The 15327-nt window shown below is 53.3% G+C and carries 11 protein-coding genes; 3 read left to right on the top strand and 8 right to left on the bottom strand.

Going from position 1 to position 15327, the window contains the following annotated elements; translation table 11 throughout:
• The 4 genes from NTW95_06320 to NTW95_06335 form a co-directional block, all read right to left on the bottom strand.
• A partial coding sequence (locus NTW95_06320; protein ID MCX6557034.1) for a tRNA (N6-isopentenyl adenosine(37)-C2)-methylthiotransferase MiaB occupies nucleotides 1-192 on the bottom strand: 192 nt, incomplete at its 3' end.
• Nucleotides 189-1811 carry a DNA repair protein RecN gene (locus NTW95_06325; protein MCX6557035.1) on the bottom strand — a complete coding sequence of 541 codons (1623 nt, stop codon included), beginning with the start codon at nucleotides 1809-1811 and terminating at the stop codon, nucleotides 189-191. The genes NTW95_06325 and NTW95_06320, both read right to left, overlap by 4 nt.
• A complete protein-coding gene (locus NTW95_06330) occupies nucleotides 1811-3127 on the bottom strand; it encodes a S8 family serine peptidase (GenBank protein MCX6557036.1) in 1317 nt (438 codons plus the stop codon). Before NTW95_06330 ends, NTW95_06325 begins: the two co-directional genes overlap by 1 nt.
• 9 nt (nucleotides 3128-3136) lie before the next feature.
• A complete protein-coding gene (locus NTW95_06335; protein ID MCX6557037.1) occupies nucleotides 3137-3889 on the bottom strand; it encodes a hypothetical protein in 753 nt (250 codons plus the stop codon).
• Nucleotides 3890-4061: 172 nt separating this feature from the next.
• On the opposite strand from NTW95_06335, the gene NTW95_06340 reads away from it, so the two are divergent.
• The gene (locus NTW95_06340; protein ID MCX6557038.1) at nucleotides 4062-5900 is read left to right on the top strand and encodes a hypothetical protein; all 1839 of its coding nucleotides are present in this window, start codon (nucleotides 4062-4064) and stop codon (nucleotides 5898-5900) included.
• Here the strand turns inward: NTW95_06340 and NTW95_06345 are convergent.
• Both NTW95_06345 and NTW95_06350 read right to left on the bottom strand, forming a co-directional pair.
• Nucleotides 5897-7435, bottom strand: coding sequence for a DUF2723 domain-containing protein (locus NTW95_06345; protein ID MCX6557039.1), 1539 nt, complete (start codon nucleotides 7433-7435; stop codon nucleotides 5897-5899). The two genes, NTW95_06340 and NTW95_06345, sit on opposite strands and share 4 nt — an antisense overlap.
• Before the next feature lie 75 nt (nucleotides 7436-7510).
• Nucleotides 7511-8983, bottom strand: a complete 1473-nt coding sequence (locus tag NTW95_06350; GenBank protein MCX6557040.1) for a hypothetical protein — start codon at nucleotides 8981-8983, stop codon at nucleotides 7511-7513.
• Nucleotides 8984-9027: 44 nt separating this feature from the next.
• On the opposite strand from NTW95_06350, the gene NTW95_06355 reads away from it, so the two are divergent.
• Together NTW95_06355 and NTW95_06360 are read left to right on the top strand one after the other, a co-directional pair.
• Complete coding sequence (locus tag NTW95_06355; protein MCX6557041.1) at nucleotides 9028-9225, top strand: hypothetical protein; 198 nt, start codon at nucleotides 9028-9030, stop codon at nucleotides 9223-9225.
• Between the two features lie 25 nt (nucleotides 9226-9250).
• The gene (locus NTW95_06360) at nucleotides 9251-10855 is read left to right on the top strand and encodes a glycosyltransferase family 39 protein (GenBank protein MCX6557042.1); all 1605 of its coding nucleotides are present in this window, start codon (nucleotides 9251-9253) and stop codon (nucleotides 10853-10855) included.
• 52 nt (nucleotides 10856-10907) lie between these two features.
• Here the strand turns inward: NTW95_06360 and NTW95_06365 are convergent, their stop codons facing one another.
• Together NTW95_06365 and NTW95_06370 are read right to left on the bottom strand one after the other, a co-directional pair.
• Nucleotides 10908-14528: a fused MFS/spermidine synthase gene (locus NTW95_06365; protein ID MCX6557043.1), complete on the bottom strand. Its 3621-nt coding sequence runs from the start codon at nucleotides 14526-14528 to the stop codon at nucleotides 10908-10910.
• Nucleotides 14529-14580: 52 nt separating this feature from the next.
• A partial coding sequence (locus NTW95_06370; GenBank protein ID MCX6557044.1) for a tetratricopeptide repeat protein occupies nucleotides 14581-15327 on the bottom strand: 747 nt, incomplete at its 5' end.

Consider the following 15327-nt stretch of genomic DNA (forward strand, 5'->3'; position numbering starts at 1 on the left):
CGGGAACTGGCCGATATAGGAGAATATTTTTTCCTGCGGCCTTTCGCGCACGGCGCAACTGTTGACGATGATCACGTCGGCCGCCGCCTCGCTGGCGCTGGCTTCGAGCCCCTTGCCCAGCAGCAGGTGGTGGATTTTTTCCGAATCGTTGACATTCATTTGGCAGCCGAAAGTCTTGATGAAAAATCTCATGTCCGGGAACTGGCCAGGAGAAGTTCGGCGGCTTTCAGCACATCGGCATTGATGGCGCTCCCGGCCATCAGCCGGGCGATCTCCCGGACCCGCTCTCCGTCTTCCAGGGGCACGGCCGTGCTGAAGGTCTGGTTGTTCTTGAATTCCTTGCTGATCAGGAAATGGCGGTCGGCGAAGCGGGCGATCTGGGGCAGATGCGATATGCTGATCACCTGGTTCTGCGCGGAAATACGGCGCAGCTTTTCGCCGACGAATTCGGCGGTTTTGCCGCCGATGCCGGAATCGATTTCGTCGAAGATGAAGGTGGTTCCCGATTCGTCGCTGCTGATCGATTTCAGCACCAGCATCAGGCGCGACAGCTCACCGCCGGAGGCTACGTCCTTGAGCCGCCCCGGCGCCTGGCCGGGATTGGAACTGAAGTAGAATTCGATTTTATCGGGTCCGTTCTCGCTGATGCTTTCGGCGCTGGGCTCGTTCTCGTCGATGCGCACCTCGAAGCGCGCCTTGGCCATTTCCAGGAAAGCCAGTTCCTTGACGATCACGGCGCTCAGCCTGGCGGCGCTTTTCCTCCGGCTCTGCCTCAGCCCCTCCAGCAGGGTCTTGTACTCGGCCAGCTCGCGGGCCATTTCCTTTTCGACATCGCTCAGGGAGAAATTCAGGTTGAGCAGTTCGTCCCTTTCCCGGCGCATGTGCTCGTATTTTTCCAGCAATGGCTCCAGGCCGAGCTTGTGCTTGGCCTTGAGTTTTTCCAGCCGGGACAGTTTTTCGGAGATGTCGTTCAGTTCGCCTTCGTTGAAGTCGACTTTTCCGGCCATGGTGTTCAAAAACTCCGATATCTCAGGAAGCGAATTGTAGAAGCGATCGATTTCGCTTTTCAAATGGCCGAATTCGGGGAACAGCGATTGCAAGTAGTCGGCGGCGGGGAGGGCCTGGGCCAGCAGGTTGTAAACCGACTGGTCCTTCTGGTAAAAATCCTGGATGAGCTTGTCCGATTTTTCCAGGATCGATTCGGCGGCGGCGAGGATTTTCAGGCGCTCCTGCCAGAGCGCGTCGTCACCCTTTTGCAAGTTGAGGGTTTCGATTTCCTGCAGCTGAAAATTCAGGTAATCGATCTTTTCCCGGGCCTGGGAGTTTTTCGCCAACAGCTCGTTGCGCTTGGCCTGCAAGGCGCGGAGCAGGCGGCATTTTTCGGCCAGGGCTTTCAACGTCTCGCCGGCTTCAGCGAACTGGTCGAGAAAAACCTGGTGGTTGGCGGTGTTGAGGAGAAAAGCATGGTCTTTCTGGCCATAGATGTTCAGCAGCGCTTCGGCCTTTTCCTTGACCTGGGCAAAGGGGGCAAGCTCGCCGTTGATGTAGGTCAGGGACTTGTTCCTGGCGATTTCCCTTTTAAGAATGATCTCCTCGTCATGCTGGACGAACAGGGCCTCGACGGTCAGTTTGTCGGCGCCGCTGCGCACGATGTTGGCCGGGGGTTTCTTGTTGATCAGCAGCATGATGGCGTCGATGAGGATCGATTTTCCGGCGCCGGTTTCCCCGGTCAGGATGTTCAGGTTCGGAGAAAAATCGAGGGTGGCTTTTTCCACCACCGCCAGGTTCTCGACTTTGAGGTAGGAAAGCATCAGTTCAGGTTGTACGGCGAGAGGAGTGTCTGCAGGTTGATGCGCCCATATCCCATATCGGTGTCGACCCCGGGTTTGTCGCTGGCGTTGACGTCATCGGCGGTGTACTTGATGATGGCCATGACCTGCAGGTTGGTCAGCAGCGGTTTGTAGGAGATGAGCAGCGCGATGGCCCCGGATACGTGGGCGGCGGCCAGCGATGTCCCGTTGCCCCAGTTGTAGAAGCGCAATTCGGTCGGTCGCGCCGGGTCGAAGGCGGCGCCGTAGACCCAGACGCCGGGCGCCACCACGTCGATTTGCAGCCCGCGGTTGGAGAATGAGGCCAGCTTGTCGTTGGCGTCGCTGGCGCCGACGGCCGTGCACAGCAGATCGTAGGCGGCTGGAAATTGCACCGCATTGCTGCCGCTGTCGCCGGCGGCGGCGACCAGGGAACAGCCCTTGTCAAAAGCGTACTGGCAGGCGTCTTTCAAAATAAAACTGTCGCTGTTGCCGCCCAGGCTCAGGTTCAGCACCTTGGCGCCATGGTCGGCGGCGTACTTGATGCCGGCGGCGATGGCCAGGTAATTGCCGTTGCCCTGGCTGTCCAGCACCTTGACCGGCAGTAGCGAGGCGTTCCAGCCCACGCCGGCGATGCCGATGCCATTGTTCGTTTCGGCCGCCGCCAGCGACGCCACCAGGGTGCCGTGGCCGTTGTCGTCCTGGGCGTCGGCGTCGTCGTTGACGAAATCGTAGCCGGGAACGATCTTGTTCTTCAAATCCTCATGACCTACGGCGATGCCGGTGTCGATGATGGCGATGATGATGCCGCTGCTGCCGGTGCTCCAGGTCCAGCCCTCGGTGGCCTTGATGTCGGCGGCACTCGTGCCGCGAAGGTTCTTTTCCGGGTAAAACACCTGGCCGTTGTTGAGCAGCGCGTACTGGTAGGAAAAAAATTGTTCGTTGGGAATCTGGGCATTCATCGATGCCAGGTAGTTGAACGAAACGTCCTGCACCCATTTTTCCGCGGCCAGGCTCTTTTTGAATCCGGCCAGGTCGGTTCCGGGGGTGGTTTCGACCAGCAGATAGCCAGAGTATTTTTCGCGGCGCAGGCTCTGGATTTGCCCGCCGTAACGGTTGGAGAGAAGATCGTTGGCGGCGGCCGTTGTCTTGGCGTCGCTGGCCAGCTTGACGACCAGCTGTCCGGGCACGAAACAGGCCGACGCCCCGGGCGGGGCGATTTCTCTGCTTCGCGAATCCTGGGAATTTCTCGGCCGTTCGGCGGCCCAAAAAAAGAATATCCCGGCCAAACCCAGCAGGAAAAGGTTTTTGATTTTCATGGCGAACCCCTAAAAGATGTATGCGACGGCCAGGGACAACTCGGTCCGGGCCAGCAGGCTGGCCTTGAAGGTTAATTCCCAGTTGTCGCCGATTTCAAGTACCGCGCCGGCCAGCGGCCCGATCAGGTTTTTTTGCCGGTAGATCATCTCCTGCTGGTCCTCCAGGTCGGCGACCGTTTCGGCGGCGATGAATTTCCCATGCAGCAGATTCAGGCGCGGGCCCAGGAACAAGGTCAGGCCCGACAGTCCCTGGTAGTGCAGGGTCACGTCCAGGGTGATCAGGGTGAAGGCGTTCTCCCCCGTCGCTTGGCCGCTGACCAGGGGGAGAGTCACCTCCCAGGCCTTGTTTTTTTCCAGGACGAAGATGAATTCCCCCCTGGCCTTTAGGGAAAAATCACCGCTGCTGAACGGTTCTCCGGCCAGGGCCGCGCCCAGCAACAAGCCCTGGAATTTTTGCCGGTCCCAGCCGAGGGAGAGCGGCAGGGCGGCGAAATAAAGCGGATCCCTGGCGTAAGCGAAATGGTATCCGGCCAGGACTTCCAGCGTGACAAATCCGGAGAAGTCCACCTGCAGCGTCAGCCGCGGAACTAACAAATTGAAGCGGTTGGCCGTTTCCTTCTCGCCGTAGCGGATGGCGATCGAATGAAAGGAAAACTCCAGGCCGGGAGTGAAGGTCAATTCAATCGGCTGCGACGTATCCTCGGCGGCCGAAATGGGGGAAAATACGATCAGAAAAAACAGAGGCAAGAACCAGTTTTTCATGGTTGCTCCTGACCCAGTCGAGCTGGATTGGAGCCTTAGATGGCAAATTCAGAATTTGTTCTAAAAAAAACGACAAATTCTAGAATTTGCCATAAGGCTCCAAAAAAATATACGTGAATCGCTTCCAAATGTCAAATGGTTTTCGCGCGCCGAAAATGCTATACTTCGGTCGATGAACAAGGGAACGATGCGCATTCTGCTGCTGCTGGCGGCCGCTGTTTTTTCCGTCAACCTGATCTTTTTCAGCTACGGCCAATGGCTGGTTCTGCCCTTGCTGGGAGCGGTTGGCCTGCTGGCGCTGGTGGTCGGCTTGGGTTTTTTCATTGCCTGGAAGTTGCGCATCGCCGCCGTCGGGATGCTCGAAGCCATGGGACTGGGATTGATGGCCACCACGGCCTATTTCTACCTGGTCGCTTCCTTCGGGATCCTGAACCGGCTGACCTTGGCGCTTTTTTTCGCCGCAGCCACCGGGATTTTGCTTCTGCTGATGCTGGGCAAGGACCGGCGCGCGGAAAACCTGGCTGAGATGAAGCGGTTCTTCGGCCGGCCGCTGCCCGAATTCGCCATTTTTATCTTCCCCCTGTTCTATGCCGCGCTGCCGCCGTCCTTCTACGACTCGCTGGTTTATCACCTGGGCATTCCCAACCTATACCTGCAGAGCGGCGGCTTTGTGGCCACGCCGCAGTTTATGTTCGCCAACACCTTCATCTATTACGAGATCGCCATGATCCCCGGCGTGTTCCTCGGCGACATCGTCCCGCGTTTGTTCCATTTTTTGCTGGGCGCGCTTTTTATTTTGGCCGTGGCCGACGAGGCAAGCGAAAATTGGGGCGTCAAGAACCGCATCAACCTGCTCCTGGCGATCGTCTCGCTGCCGATGACCCTGTTTCTCCTGGTCACCTGCAAGAATGACCTGAGCAGCGCCGTCTTCATTTTTCTGGCCATCCGCCAACATCTACGGCAAAATTCCAAGTTGTCGGCCGTTTTCTGGGGCTTCGCCGTGGGGATCAAGTACTTCAACATGCTGCCGCTGGCGCTTTTCCTGCTCCTGACCGGCAAGCCATGGAAAAAGGACGGCCTGAAAAAGCTGGCGCTCACGGTCTTCATCGTTTTTCTGGTCATTTCTCCCCTGCTGGTGAAGAATTACCGCTTCAGCGGCAATCCTTTTTTCCCGTTTTTTCAAAAATCATTTCCGAGCGCTTTCTGGGACAGCGACCGGCAAGCGCGGTTGCAAGCCGAAGTGGGACGGATCGTCCATGCCCCCGTAGATTTCATCAAATTACCCTACGACTTGTCTTTTTATTCCTTCGGGGCTGGGGGCCAGGTCGGACCGTTTTTCCTGATTTTTCTGCCGTTCCTGCTTTTGCGGCCGTTCGTACAAAAACAATGGCTACTTTGGGCCCTGCTGGTCTTGGCCGTCACCCCGTTCCTTACCGCCAGCATCCGCTTCGTCTACGTGGCGTTCGTCATGCTGGCGATCTTCTCCCTGCAAGCCTATGAAGCGGTCGGCGGCGCCGTCGCCAAAACGATTTTCTATCTGGTCATCGCAATCAATTTTGTAATGGGGCTGTCCCTGCTGGAAAGGATTTATCTGTCCCATACCATATTGAATGGTAAGTTTTCCAGCACGCAATACAAAGAGTATTTTTTCCCGGCTTACCCGGTGTTCGCCTACATCAATGCAAATGCTCCGCCCGGGGCCAGGGTGCTGATCGCCGGAGAGGCGCGCAATTATTACCTGAAGCGGCCGTATCAGGTCTCTTCGGCCATGGATTATTGCATTTTAAGAAAGTACCTGGCGCCAAGCCTGACCGCCGGCGAATTCGTGACCGCCATGCGCCAGGAGGGATTTTCCTATCTGGTGGTGAACCTTAGTGAAATGCAGCGCCTGCAGAAGGACTATGCGATTTTGACCAAGGCGGAACAGGAGAAACTCCTTTATTTTCTCGGCTTCCTGAAACCGGTGTTCCACCAGGGGTCGGTCAGTCTTTACAAAATCGGCGCTCCTTAGCGGACAGTGATTTCCAGCCGGTACAGGCGAAAGCCGCCGGGAAGACTGGAAACGAGGCTGGGGCGTAAGCTGGCGCAGAAGCGAAAATAATCGCCCTCGTTGATGTGATGAAAAGCCAGAAGTTTTTTCAACGCGTCGTTTGTCTCGACCACTTCGCCCAGCGCATAAATAGGCCGCCCGGCGGCGGCGTTATTTCCGAGCCGGTCCCGGATCGCGGCCAGGGAATTCCCTTTGCCCAGCAGCCAATCGAGGACAAGCACTTCACGCAGGGCAAAATAGGGAAGATAGATTTTTCCGAAGGCGTAGCCAGGGGGATTGCCGGTGATCACGATTTGTCCTTTCGTCGGAACCTGCTTTTGAATGGCCAGGGCAACCTGGTAGTTGGTGTTCCGCTTGATGTCGTTCAAGGGCAGTATGCCGGAAGAAAAATTGATCCACAGAAGAGCCCCGGCCAGGAAAACGCCAATGGCGTTGGCGATGAACGGCTTGAGGTCGTCCAGGACGGTAATGGCGATCAGCAGCAGGGGGACGACGGCATGGATCTTGAATTCGATGTTTCCCGAATCCCAGAATGAAAAAAACAGGAAAAACGGGACGAACCAGAGCAGCATGGCCCGCTTGAATGCGCTGCGGACCGGTTGGACAGCGGATTTACAGGCCAAGGCCAGCAGGACCAGAAAAACGGCGGATATCAACGTTGTCCAAATTCCCGCCTTGACCAGCAAGGCGCGCTGCAGGCCGGCCAGGGACGTGATGAAGGTCGGCAGCCCCGGCGCATGAAAGGAAATGCTGCGATAACCGGAATAGACATTGGGGCCGAAAAATATGTTGTAAATGATGCGCAGGACGGGCTTGCGGGCGAGGGCGGCATAGGCGCCGTAAAAGATCAGCCCGAAGGACAGGCAGGCCAGAAGGAACTGCAGCTGGCGGCGCCAGGGCGTTCGTTTTTGCAAAAGGTAGAAAAATGCGCTGGCAACGATCAGAACGTTGGTCAAATGGAATCCGGCCGACAGGACAAAACACAATGCGGCCAGAGGGAACGCAACCGTTTTATGGTCATGGAAAACCAGCAGGTACAAGCCGGCCAGCGCGAAAAAAACTCCCGGCATATGGACTTCGGCGTCGATCGCATACAGCCAGAACGAGTATGAAAAAGCCACCGCTGACACGCCGATCAGGCGCAACGCCGCGGACAGATTGATTTTTTTCAGCATCCGCTCCACCAGCACCAAGGTCAAGACGCCGAAAAACATAGAAAAAAGTTGCAGGTGAAAGAATTCAAGGACGCGGTAATGAAACACGACCTCCAGGCCACGGTAAAGCAGGTAATTGGCCGGGAAATACAGCAAATGGTGTATCTGGGTGACAGCCGGCCAATCGTGCTTTAGCAACGCATAGCGCAGGAAATGGCTGAAGACCGTGCCGTCAAAACTGTAGTTGACCGGCAGGAAACTGAAATAGAGCAGGGCGATCGCAATGAAAAGCAAGAGAATCACCAAGTTGGAAAAACGGCCTGAGCAGGCGATTCTTTTCATTTGGATAATTTAAGAGAAATGCATAAAAATTTCAATGGGCAGCAGCGCGATTTTTATAACGGAGCGTTCTATCCTTCATGGGTTTTTGAACAGCGGCAATGGTTCTGCGAAATAGCGGCTGAATATCAGGCGGAAATTATTGCGCGGCGCGAGCGACGGTTCGATCTGTCGTATATCTATACCGGGAAGATACAAGGCGTTAAATACCTTTACCTTCTCGGCCCAGGCGACCCGCCTTCCGAGCTTCCGTCGTCCCCGGGAACCCCGGTAACCATGATCGGACTGGATGATGATCACCGGCGGTGCCGGCGAATCCTTGCGAATCCGGGTAACGATCTGCGCTATTTTCCTGCTGACAAACATATACTGCTGCAGATAATAACGGGGATCGGCGTGGTCCCAGAAATGGTCGGCGGGTTCGGTCCCTCCCTGCGCGTCAAAAACGAACGGTTCATGGGGACAATAGAGGTGGACATAAATGAATTTGGGCCCAGGGCTTTTTACCAATTCAGGCAGTTTTTCAAATACGTGCAACACCCTTTCGCGGAAATAGCGCGGAGCATCCGGGCTTTGCCTTCGCCAGCGATCGGGTAGGAAGCGCAGCAGGGAGCGTTCGAACAGAACCCGATAAAAATCGTCAAAAAAAATGGAGATATGGACCAGTGAATAGTAGAAGCGTTGATCCGCGACATCCATGAACATGGCCGGTTCCAAAGGGATCTCGATGATGCGGTAGCCCCGCTGTTTCAAAAAAGAGGCGACGACGTTCCTGCGGATCTGCAAGTAGGGATCTTTTTTTTCGTCAAGCTCACCCAGGTTCAAAATATCCGCAATGGCCAGCTCGGTCAACTGGAAGCGGGAGCGGCTGTCGCGGGCGACGAAAAAACCCAGCTGGCGCAGCGTTTCAGCGAATTCGGAATTGTCGTATTGGAAGAGGGTACGTGCCGACTCCAACGAGGCGAACTCATCAAGAACGAAGCAGTAGATGTCCGGTTTGGCGGGTTGATCATGGAGTTGTTTCCGCAATTCATGGCCCTGCCTGCGTTGCTGCTGGTAGCGGTTGGCCGACGATTGCCCGTGATAGATCAGGATCCCCGTCACGTTCCACAACACCAGAAAAATAACCGCCAGCTGTAAAACGCGGTTGAGAATCGCGAGATTCCTGGCTGAACGCACCACGGCCCTGGACAGACAAAGCCACAACCCACCCGGTAAAATAAAGGCAATCGCATGAGCCAGAAGGGGCCGGGAATCGTCGGGCAACCATGTGGCGATCTGACCGTAATACAATCCGTAAAAATGAAAGAGCAGCAGGAATAAAAAGAGCAGCAAAGACCGTTTGCCGGGCGAACGTTCCACCACTCCGGCCAGCAGCCAGAAAGCGATGGCGATGGCCAGGGAAATGCCCAGGGCCTGGAGCACCTGGATTGGCAGCACTTCACGGATATTGCGTGAGTAAAGGAAAAGCACGGGATATAGGGAAAAAAGAAAGGGATAAATATACGCCTTATCGGCTTTTTCTGATCCCTGCGGCTGTGCTTCCTGCATGAAAGGAATTATATATTACTTGCGCCGCGGATTACAATTCGGGAATGAATGAACATGGTGGCACTCGCGGCATCGACTTCGAGGAAGCGGAAAAATCAACTCTAAAACAAATGTTCATATGTGATATAATCGTTTCAAAACATTATGAGGCACACTCTTTTTTCAATAAAAAACCCGTTGATCCTTGGATTGTTCCTGATCACATTCAATGTTTTGCTGTACCTTCCAGCCATGAAAGGTGATTTTATTTTTGATGACATTCATTTGGTGAAAAACAGCCCCATCACGCAAAATCCGAATTTTTTGAACAAGTTCCTCTGGCAGGCTTTCGGCGATCCCCTGGGCAAAGACGCCCGCAGCCAGGACCTGGAAAAAGGCATGCAATATTACCGGCCGCTGGTGTCCTTTTCTTTCTGGCTGGATTACAAATTATGGGGATTGAATGCGGCGGGGTTTCATCTCACCAACATGCTATTGCATTCATTGAATGTGCTTTTGCTGTTTTTGCTTGTCGCCCGCTGTTTCAATGATTGGCTCGCCGCATTTGCTGCAGCGAGCCTGTTTGCCGTATTCCCGACGAACTTCGAGAATGTGGCCTGGATCTCGGGGCGGACGGACCTGCTGGCGCTCTTGTTTTTACTCCTCTCCGCCCATTGTTTCTTCACATTTGTCCGGAGCGGACACAAACGGGACACGGTCACAGCGGCGCTTTTCTTTTTTTTGGCGCTGCTGTCCAAGGAAGCGGTGATTCTATCCTTGCTGGTCTACATTTACGCGGCTTTGATCTACGGGGAAAAGGGATCGTTGCATCCGAAAATCTATTTTTTGCTGACTTTCTCGATCGCCGTCATGCTTTTTTTTCTGTTTCGTTCCAGCGCCGTTGAAGTTCCACGCGTGAATTTTTCGATCATTCCGCCCGCCGCCCTGTTTTCAGGCATCGGCTTCTATTTGTCGCGCGGACTGTTTCCGTTCTTCCTGGGATTTTCGATCCCCGATGAAAAAGTCCTTCACGCCCCGGGCTATTTTTTATTCGGGATCGGTTTTTGTCTGTTTCTCGGCGGCGCCGTGGTATATTTTCTGGTTAAAAAGAAATCGCCGCCGGTATACCTTCCATGGGGCATGCTCTCTTTTTTACTGCTCCTGCCTTCGCTGTTCATATTGTTTTTTGAGAACCCGGTCTCATTGCTGGCTTGGCGCTTCATGTATTTGCCCTTGGCCGCGGCCGTCCCAATGCTGGCGGTTTTTTTAGCGCGACGGATGCGGCCATTTTTCTATGGTTTGCTCGTGACGATCCTGCTGGCTACCTTCGCGATCGAATTGCTCCCGCATGTGCGCCATTATGGGCAAAGCGACCGGGCTTTTTGGCTCAACCTCCGCCATCTGGAGAGGGAAAGCCGGCTCTTCCGCTTGAACCACGCGGCCAACCTGATTTCCGTGAATGAGCAAAAAGCGGCGGCTCTGCTGGAACCGTTCATCGCCGACCGGACGTCATTCATGGCGGATTTTTTCAATCGCCGCGCCCTGGAAATCGGAGCCTTTCATTTCACGGCCAGCAATGACCTGAAAAAAGCCCAATACTATTTTGACGTTCTTTTTTCGCGCTATGCCGAGCAGCCGTTGAACGTTTATTTCCAGTATGCCGTTTTCCTGGCCAAATCGGGAAATCGCGAAAAGGGACGGGAAATCGTCATGTACTATTTGCGCGTTTTTCCCGAGAACCACGAAGTGTTGCTGCATGCGGCGGATTTTTATTTGCTGATCCGGGATTATTCGCGGGCGCTGCAAATATTGCAAAAAGATTTCCGGCTCTTCCCGACGAACTTCGTTCAGGAAAGAATCGGGAAATTACAATCAAGCCCAGCGCCGGATTGAACCAAGGCTCGGCGGGCGGATGGTATTGACGGGCTACTGAATAGAAAGTCGTTCAGTGTTTTCCGGCTCTATTTTCCAGTTCTTGGCTGGATCTGTCGGTTTCAGCGATCAGCCAGGCTATGGCTCCCTGTTCTTCCGGCGGTAACATGCCTTTTGCCTTCTGCAAATCTGCCGCTGCCGACTGAAATTGTCTTTGCCCTAATTTTATGCATCCCGAGACATAGAGCTCCCAGCCCAAAGATGGAATTTCCGTCACCACGGCATTTTCATTTTCATGGAATTGCCACAGGGTCAACACATTCTCCCGCAATGTTTCCAGGTAGTTGCGCACATTTCCTTGTGGAGTGGAATATTCGAGGAACATATTGTTGTCATCCGAGGTCAAGTCCTGCAGGGGACTGCCAAATTTTTTTAGATATGATTCCAGGAAATGGTTGATCCCCTGCTCACCTAGAAGCTGCTCGCCCAGCAGGCAAAACACATTCTGGTAAGGCGAAATGCTCTTGATGAACGGCGACTGCTGGTCGCCGTTATATGCAGCCAATTTGCGGAATGGGATTTGCAGAGGTTCCTGCGCAGCGATGATGACACCCTGGCTGCCTCCGAAAAACAAGCACACATGGGGGAAGACATGGCGGACCGTGGCAATGGTGACCAGCACATCGTAAGGGGAAATATGGTGCAGCTGGACCCATTGTTGAAAGATGCCGTCCTTGGCCAGGTTTTTCTTGGCCAGCTCGTAAAACTCGACGCTGTAGAGAGAAGCGGCTCCGGCGAACCAGACACTGGAGATCTCCATGGTAATGAGATCATAGGGCTTCCGGTTCAAGAGCAGAAGGTTGCGGCCGTCCTCGATGCGAAGCGTGACATTTTTCTGGTCGAGCAGGTAACCGTTTTCCGCGGCAAAATATTTTTTTGCCGCGGCCACGATCCCCGGTGAAATTTCGGCAACTTCGATCTCCCGGTAGCCGGATTGCTGTACCACGCGGCCGCTCACGCCCGTGCCCAAGCCAATGATCAGCGCTCGCTCCTTTTTTTGGCTGAAAATAATCGGATAAAGGGCGAAACGGAATTGGGCCTCCATTTCCGGCAGGTTATCGCCCTGGAATTTGCCGTTGGTCCAGAGGGTTAATTTCTTTTTTTCATCCCCGGGGATATTTTCTTCCGTGACGGTGGTAAAGCCGCCATCCTTCTCCTCCCAGGAATCGATGACCGTGCCGTTATGCTGCCGGGCAAAATAAACATTGGTTCCCAGCGAGAGGTTGGTGAGGTTCCACTGCGGCAGCCAATAAATTGCGGCCGTAAAAAGAAGAAGCACACTTCCGCCAATAGCCAGTTTTCGTTTTCCCGGCCAGGAAATGAAAAGAAGGAAACCGTTGGCAACGGCCATCATGGCTATCAGGATACTCGCCCGGAAAGAACCAAGCAGCGGCAGAAGGAGAAAGCCCATGGTCAAGGTTCCCAGGATGTTCCCCAAGGTGTTAAAAAAAGAGATTCGGCCGATCCGAACCCCCAGAGTTTTCAGATTATTGGCATATAGCGAGGCAAGAAGTGGAAAAGTCAAGCCGACGGCAAGTGTGGGCAGAATCAGCAACGTGAAGCTTATAGCGAAACGGACAAATTCACGTTTGGGGAAACTGCTGGCCGTAACCCAGAAATCCTGCATATAAACCGGGACCTTGTCCCAACAAAGAAGTTGGAGCAGAAAGAATCCGCCGATCATGAATTGTAAAAGAGAGATGACTGCCAACTTGCGCCGTTGATCCAAAGCCAGTCTGCCGGCAATATAACCACCAATGGCTAGGCCTGTCAGAACGGCAATCAGCATAACCCCAAAGGCAAAGACGCTATTGCCGACGATCATGGCCAGCAGATGTGTCCAGACAACTTCTCCGGCAAATGAAATAAAACCCAGAACCAGGGCAGAGATGATTAATACCATATTCATCATTTCCGTACGATGGATGTTCCATGACGGTTCTTCAATTTCCAGGAAAATCACTTCGTTGGCCGGGGCGGGCGATAATGGAAAGCGCTTCCCAAGTCTCAGGATTACGAGAGCGATTGCCAGATTGATCAAAATGGCGATGGCGATGGTGGCCATCATGCCGAAATTAGGCATCAATACATATGTGGCCAGAAATGTCCCTAGCGCCGCGCCGATTATGTTGGCGCTGTAAAGACGGGATACATTCACAATGATTTTATTCTTAACCGTGGTCAAGTATTTGGTCAGCAAGGGCAAGGTGGTGCCCATGGCTAGGGTCGGTAACAGAATGACGGGCAAGGAAAAAAGAACGCGCACGAAGGTCAGATTCAATAATGTCAAGCTGCTGCTTTTACCAATGGAGACATAGATGTGTTCCAGCCAATTGAAAAGTGAAGGTGAAACCAGCAAAAGCATTCCCACCGACAATTCGGCATAGGCATAAATTTTTATTGGCGATTTCACCCGGTCGGCGAATTTGCCGCCCATGTAACTGCCGGCAGCCAGGCCGAACATATAGGCTGCAAGAACGGTTGTGACGGCCAGGGCTGTGGAGCCGAATATTAAAGATATTTTTTTCATGAAATAGATCTGATAAATCAATGCCGACAGTCCCGAGAGAATAAAAACCGTGTAGACCAATATTTCCGTCTTGTTTTTTTTTCTCAGTTTTTTGATCGGGAGTGCTTCCGCGGATAGTTCTTTTGACATCAACTTCTCATTCAGCCAATAGATGAAGAAGGTATAAGGTAGGGCGGCTATCAGATCAATGACATAGTGAAAGCGCAAAAACACGGTAGCCACGATCATTTGCGAAATGGGGAACAGCAATATCCAAAATATTTTTTTTTTGTACTTCCAGGCATAAAGCAATACCAGCAATCCCCAGGCTGTATGCAATGAGGGAAAACAATTGCGAGGAATAGCCGGGTGGGGAAAGCCTGCCACCTTGAAGTCGATGAACTCCGGCCCGATAGCGGGGAAAAGCAGATAAAACAGCCAGCCGACCATGCCACAAAGCAAGAATGATTGCGTGACTTTGCGCAACATGACAAATTCTTTTTTTACATAGAAAAATCCGGATAAGGCGATCGGATAAAACGGCAATAGAAAATAAAACAGGCTTAGCCAGATTAGCGGCAACCCGGAAATGTTGAGCGATTTAATCCAGGCGTCCGGATAACCGCTAAAAATAAAAATATCAATCTTTTTGAGTGTTGCATCAATGGTTTGTGGTGTAAAAAAAATGACTACTTTCAACCAGATCACAGATATAGGGGCAAAGGCCAAATAAATCCAATATTCCCGGCAAAAGAACAACGCTTCTTTCCAAAGTTGAGTTCGATTATTCTTCAGAAAGGCAAAAAACAGCAATAAAGAAAAACCATTGGCCAACAACAAAGCCAGGTTCAAATTAAAAAACAAATCTTTTTTATTGAAATTGAGCTTATAAACGATTATGGCGCTACCGATGGCGATCATAGGCAGCAGCCAGCGTAAAAGGGGAATTGCCAGCAATCGATTCTTGATGATAAGTAGTAAGACAAATAACAGAAGAAGTGCTCCCAGGATCGTTAAAAAAAATATAGCTGAACCTTCAGGGTTAGCAATGTCAAACAGCCAGAGTGCGAGAGATAAGATAGATAGTAATATGGTGATTTTTTCCCCTAGCCTGAATTTTGACATTTTTATCTCCTTGCCAAGCTATCCGGCACGGTGATATTCAGTACGCTTAAATTCATTCGAACCGCTCAGAAAATTTATTTCCTGTAATCAGCTTGATGCGTTCAATCAATGCGGGTTGCTTGGGGTTCATCCGCAGGGAGCGTTGATAGAAGGGCAGCGCCTCATCGGAGCGCTGCAGTTCGAAAAAAAGATTGCCGAGAGAATTGAGGATGCGGAAGTCGCCCGCCCCCTCCCGGGCCAGGGTTTCGCTCCTGTTCTTTCCCTCTTCTTCCTTTCCGGCCAGGAAGGCCAGCCTGATCAGCTGTAATTGTTCGGCGTACCCTGACGGCGACGCCTCCTTCGGCCAAAGTTCCCAGGCATGGGCGAAGTCGCCGCGCTCCATAAAATAGCGGGCCTGCCCCTTTCGGGAAAAGGATTGAAAAGCGTTTTGGATTTTATCGATCCGCGCCAGCCAGGCGCCCGCCTGCGGGAATGCAAACGCTTGGGCGGTTTCTCGGGCTCGGATCCAATCGGCGAACGCCAAGCAAAGTTCGAGGCGCATGGTTTTTGTCTCCAACGCCGGCGCGGCTTGCTCCAGCGCCCGTAGGGCCGCTTCGGCCTCCGCCCGTTCGCCGCGGGCCAGGCGGATCCTCAGGAGCTGCAGCAAGCGGTTCTGCGCCTGCAGCGGTTCGAGGGTCAGGACCTTGATTTTTTCCAGCCATTCCAGGCTTTCGTCGTAGCGGGCCTGGCCGCGGGTCAGGTCGGCCAATTGCAGGGCGATGGCCACGGCGGTGGAATTGCCCATGGGGAAGTTCAGGGC

Source organism: Candidatus Aminicenantes bacterium (assembly GCA_026393795.1).
In the GTDB taxonomy this organism is placed as follows: Bacteria; Acidobacteriota; Aminicenantia; order UBA2199; family UBA2199; genus UBA2199.

What these genes read in the sequence shown, in the direction of transcription:
- NTW95_06325 (MCX6557035.1), bottom strand. Translation starts at nt 1,811, where the DNA reads ATGCTTTCCTACCTCAAAGTCGAGAACCTGGCGGTGGTGGAAAAAGCC.
- NTW95_06330 (MCX6557036.1), bottom strand. Translation starts at nt 3,127, where the DNA reads ATGAAAATCAAAAACCTTTTCCTGCTGGGTTTGGCCGGGATATTCTTT.
- NTW95_06335 (MCX6557037.1), bottom strand. Translation starts at nt 3,889, where the DNA reads ATGAAAAACTGGTTCTTGCCTCTGTTTTTTCTGATCGTATTTTCCCCC.
- NTW95_06340 (MCX6557038.1), top strand. Translation starts at nt 4,062, where the DNA reads ATGAACAAGGGAACGATGCGCATTCTGCTGCTGCTGGCGGCCGCTGTT.
- NTW95_06345 (MCX6557039.1), bottom strand. Translation starts at nt 7,435, where the DNA reads ATGAAAAGAATCGCCTGCTCAGGCCGTTTTTCCAACTTGGTGATTCTC.
- NTW95_06350 (MCX6557040.1), bottom strand. Translation starts at nt 8,983, where the DNA reads ATGCAGGAAGCACAGCCGCAGGGATCAGAAAAAGCCGATAAGGCGTAT.
- NTW95_06355 (MCX6557041.1), top strand. Translation starts at nt 9,028, where the DNA reads ATGAATGAACATGGTGGCACTCGCGGCATCGACTTCGAGGAAGCGGAA.
- NTW95_06365 (MCX6557043.1), bottom strand. Translation starts at nt 14,528, where the DNA reads ATGTCAAAATTCAGGCTAGGGGAAAAAATCACCATATTACTATCTATC.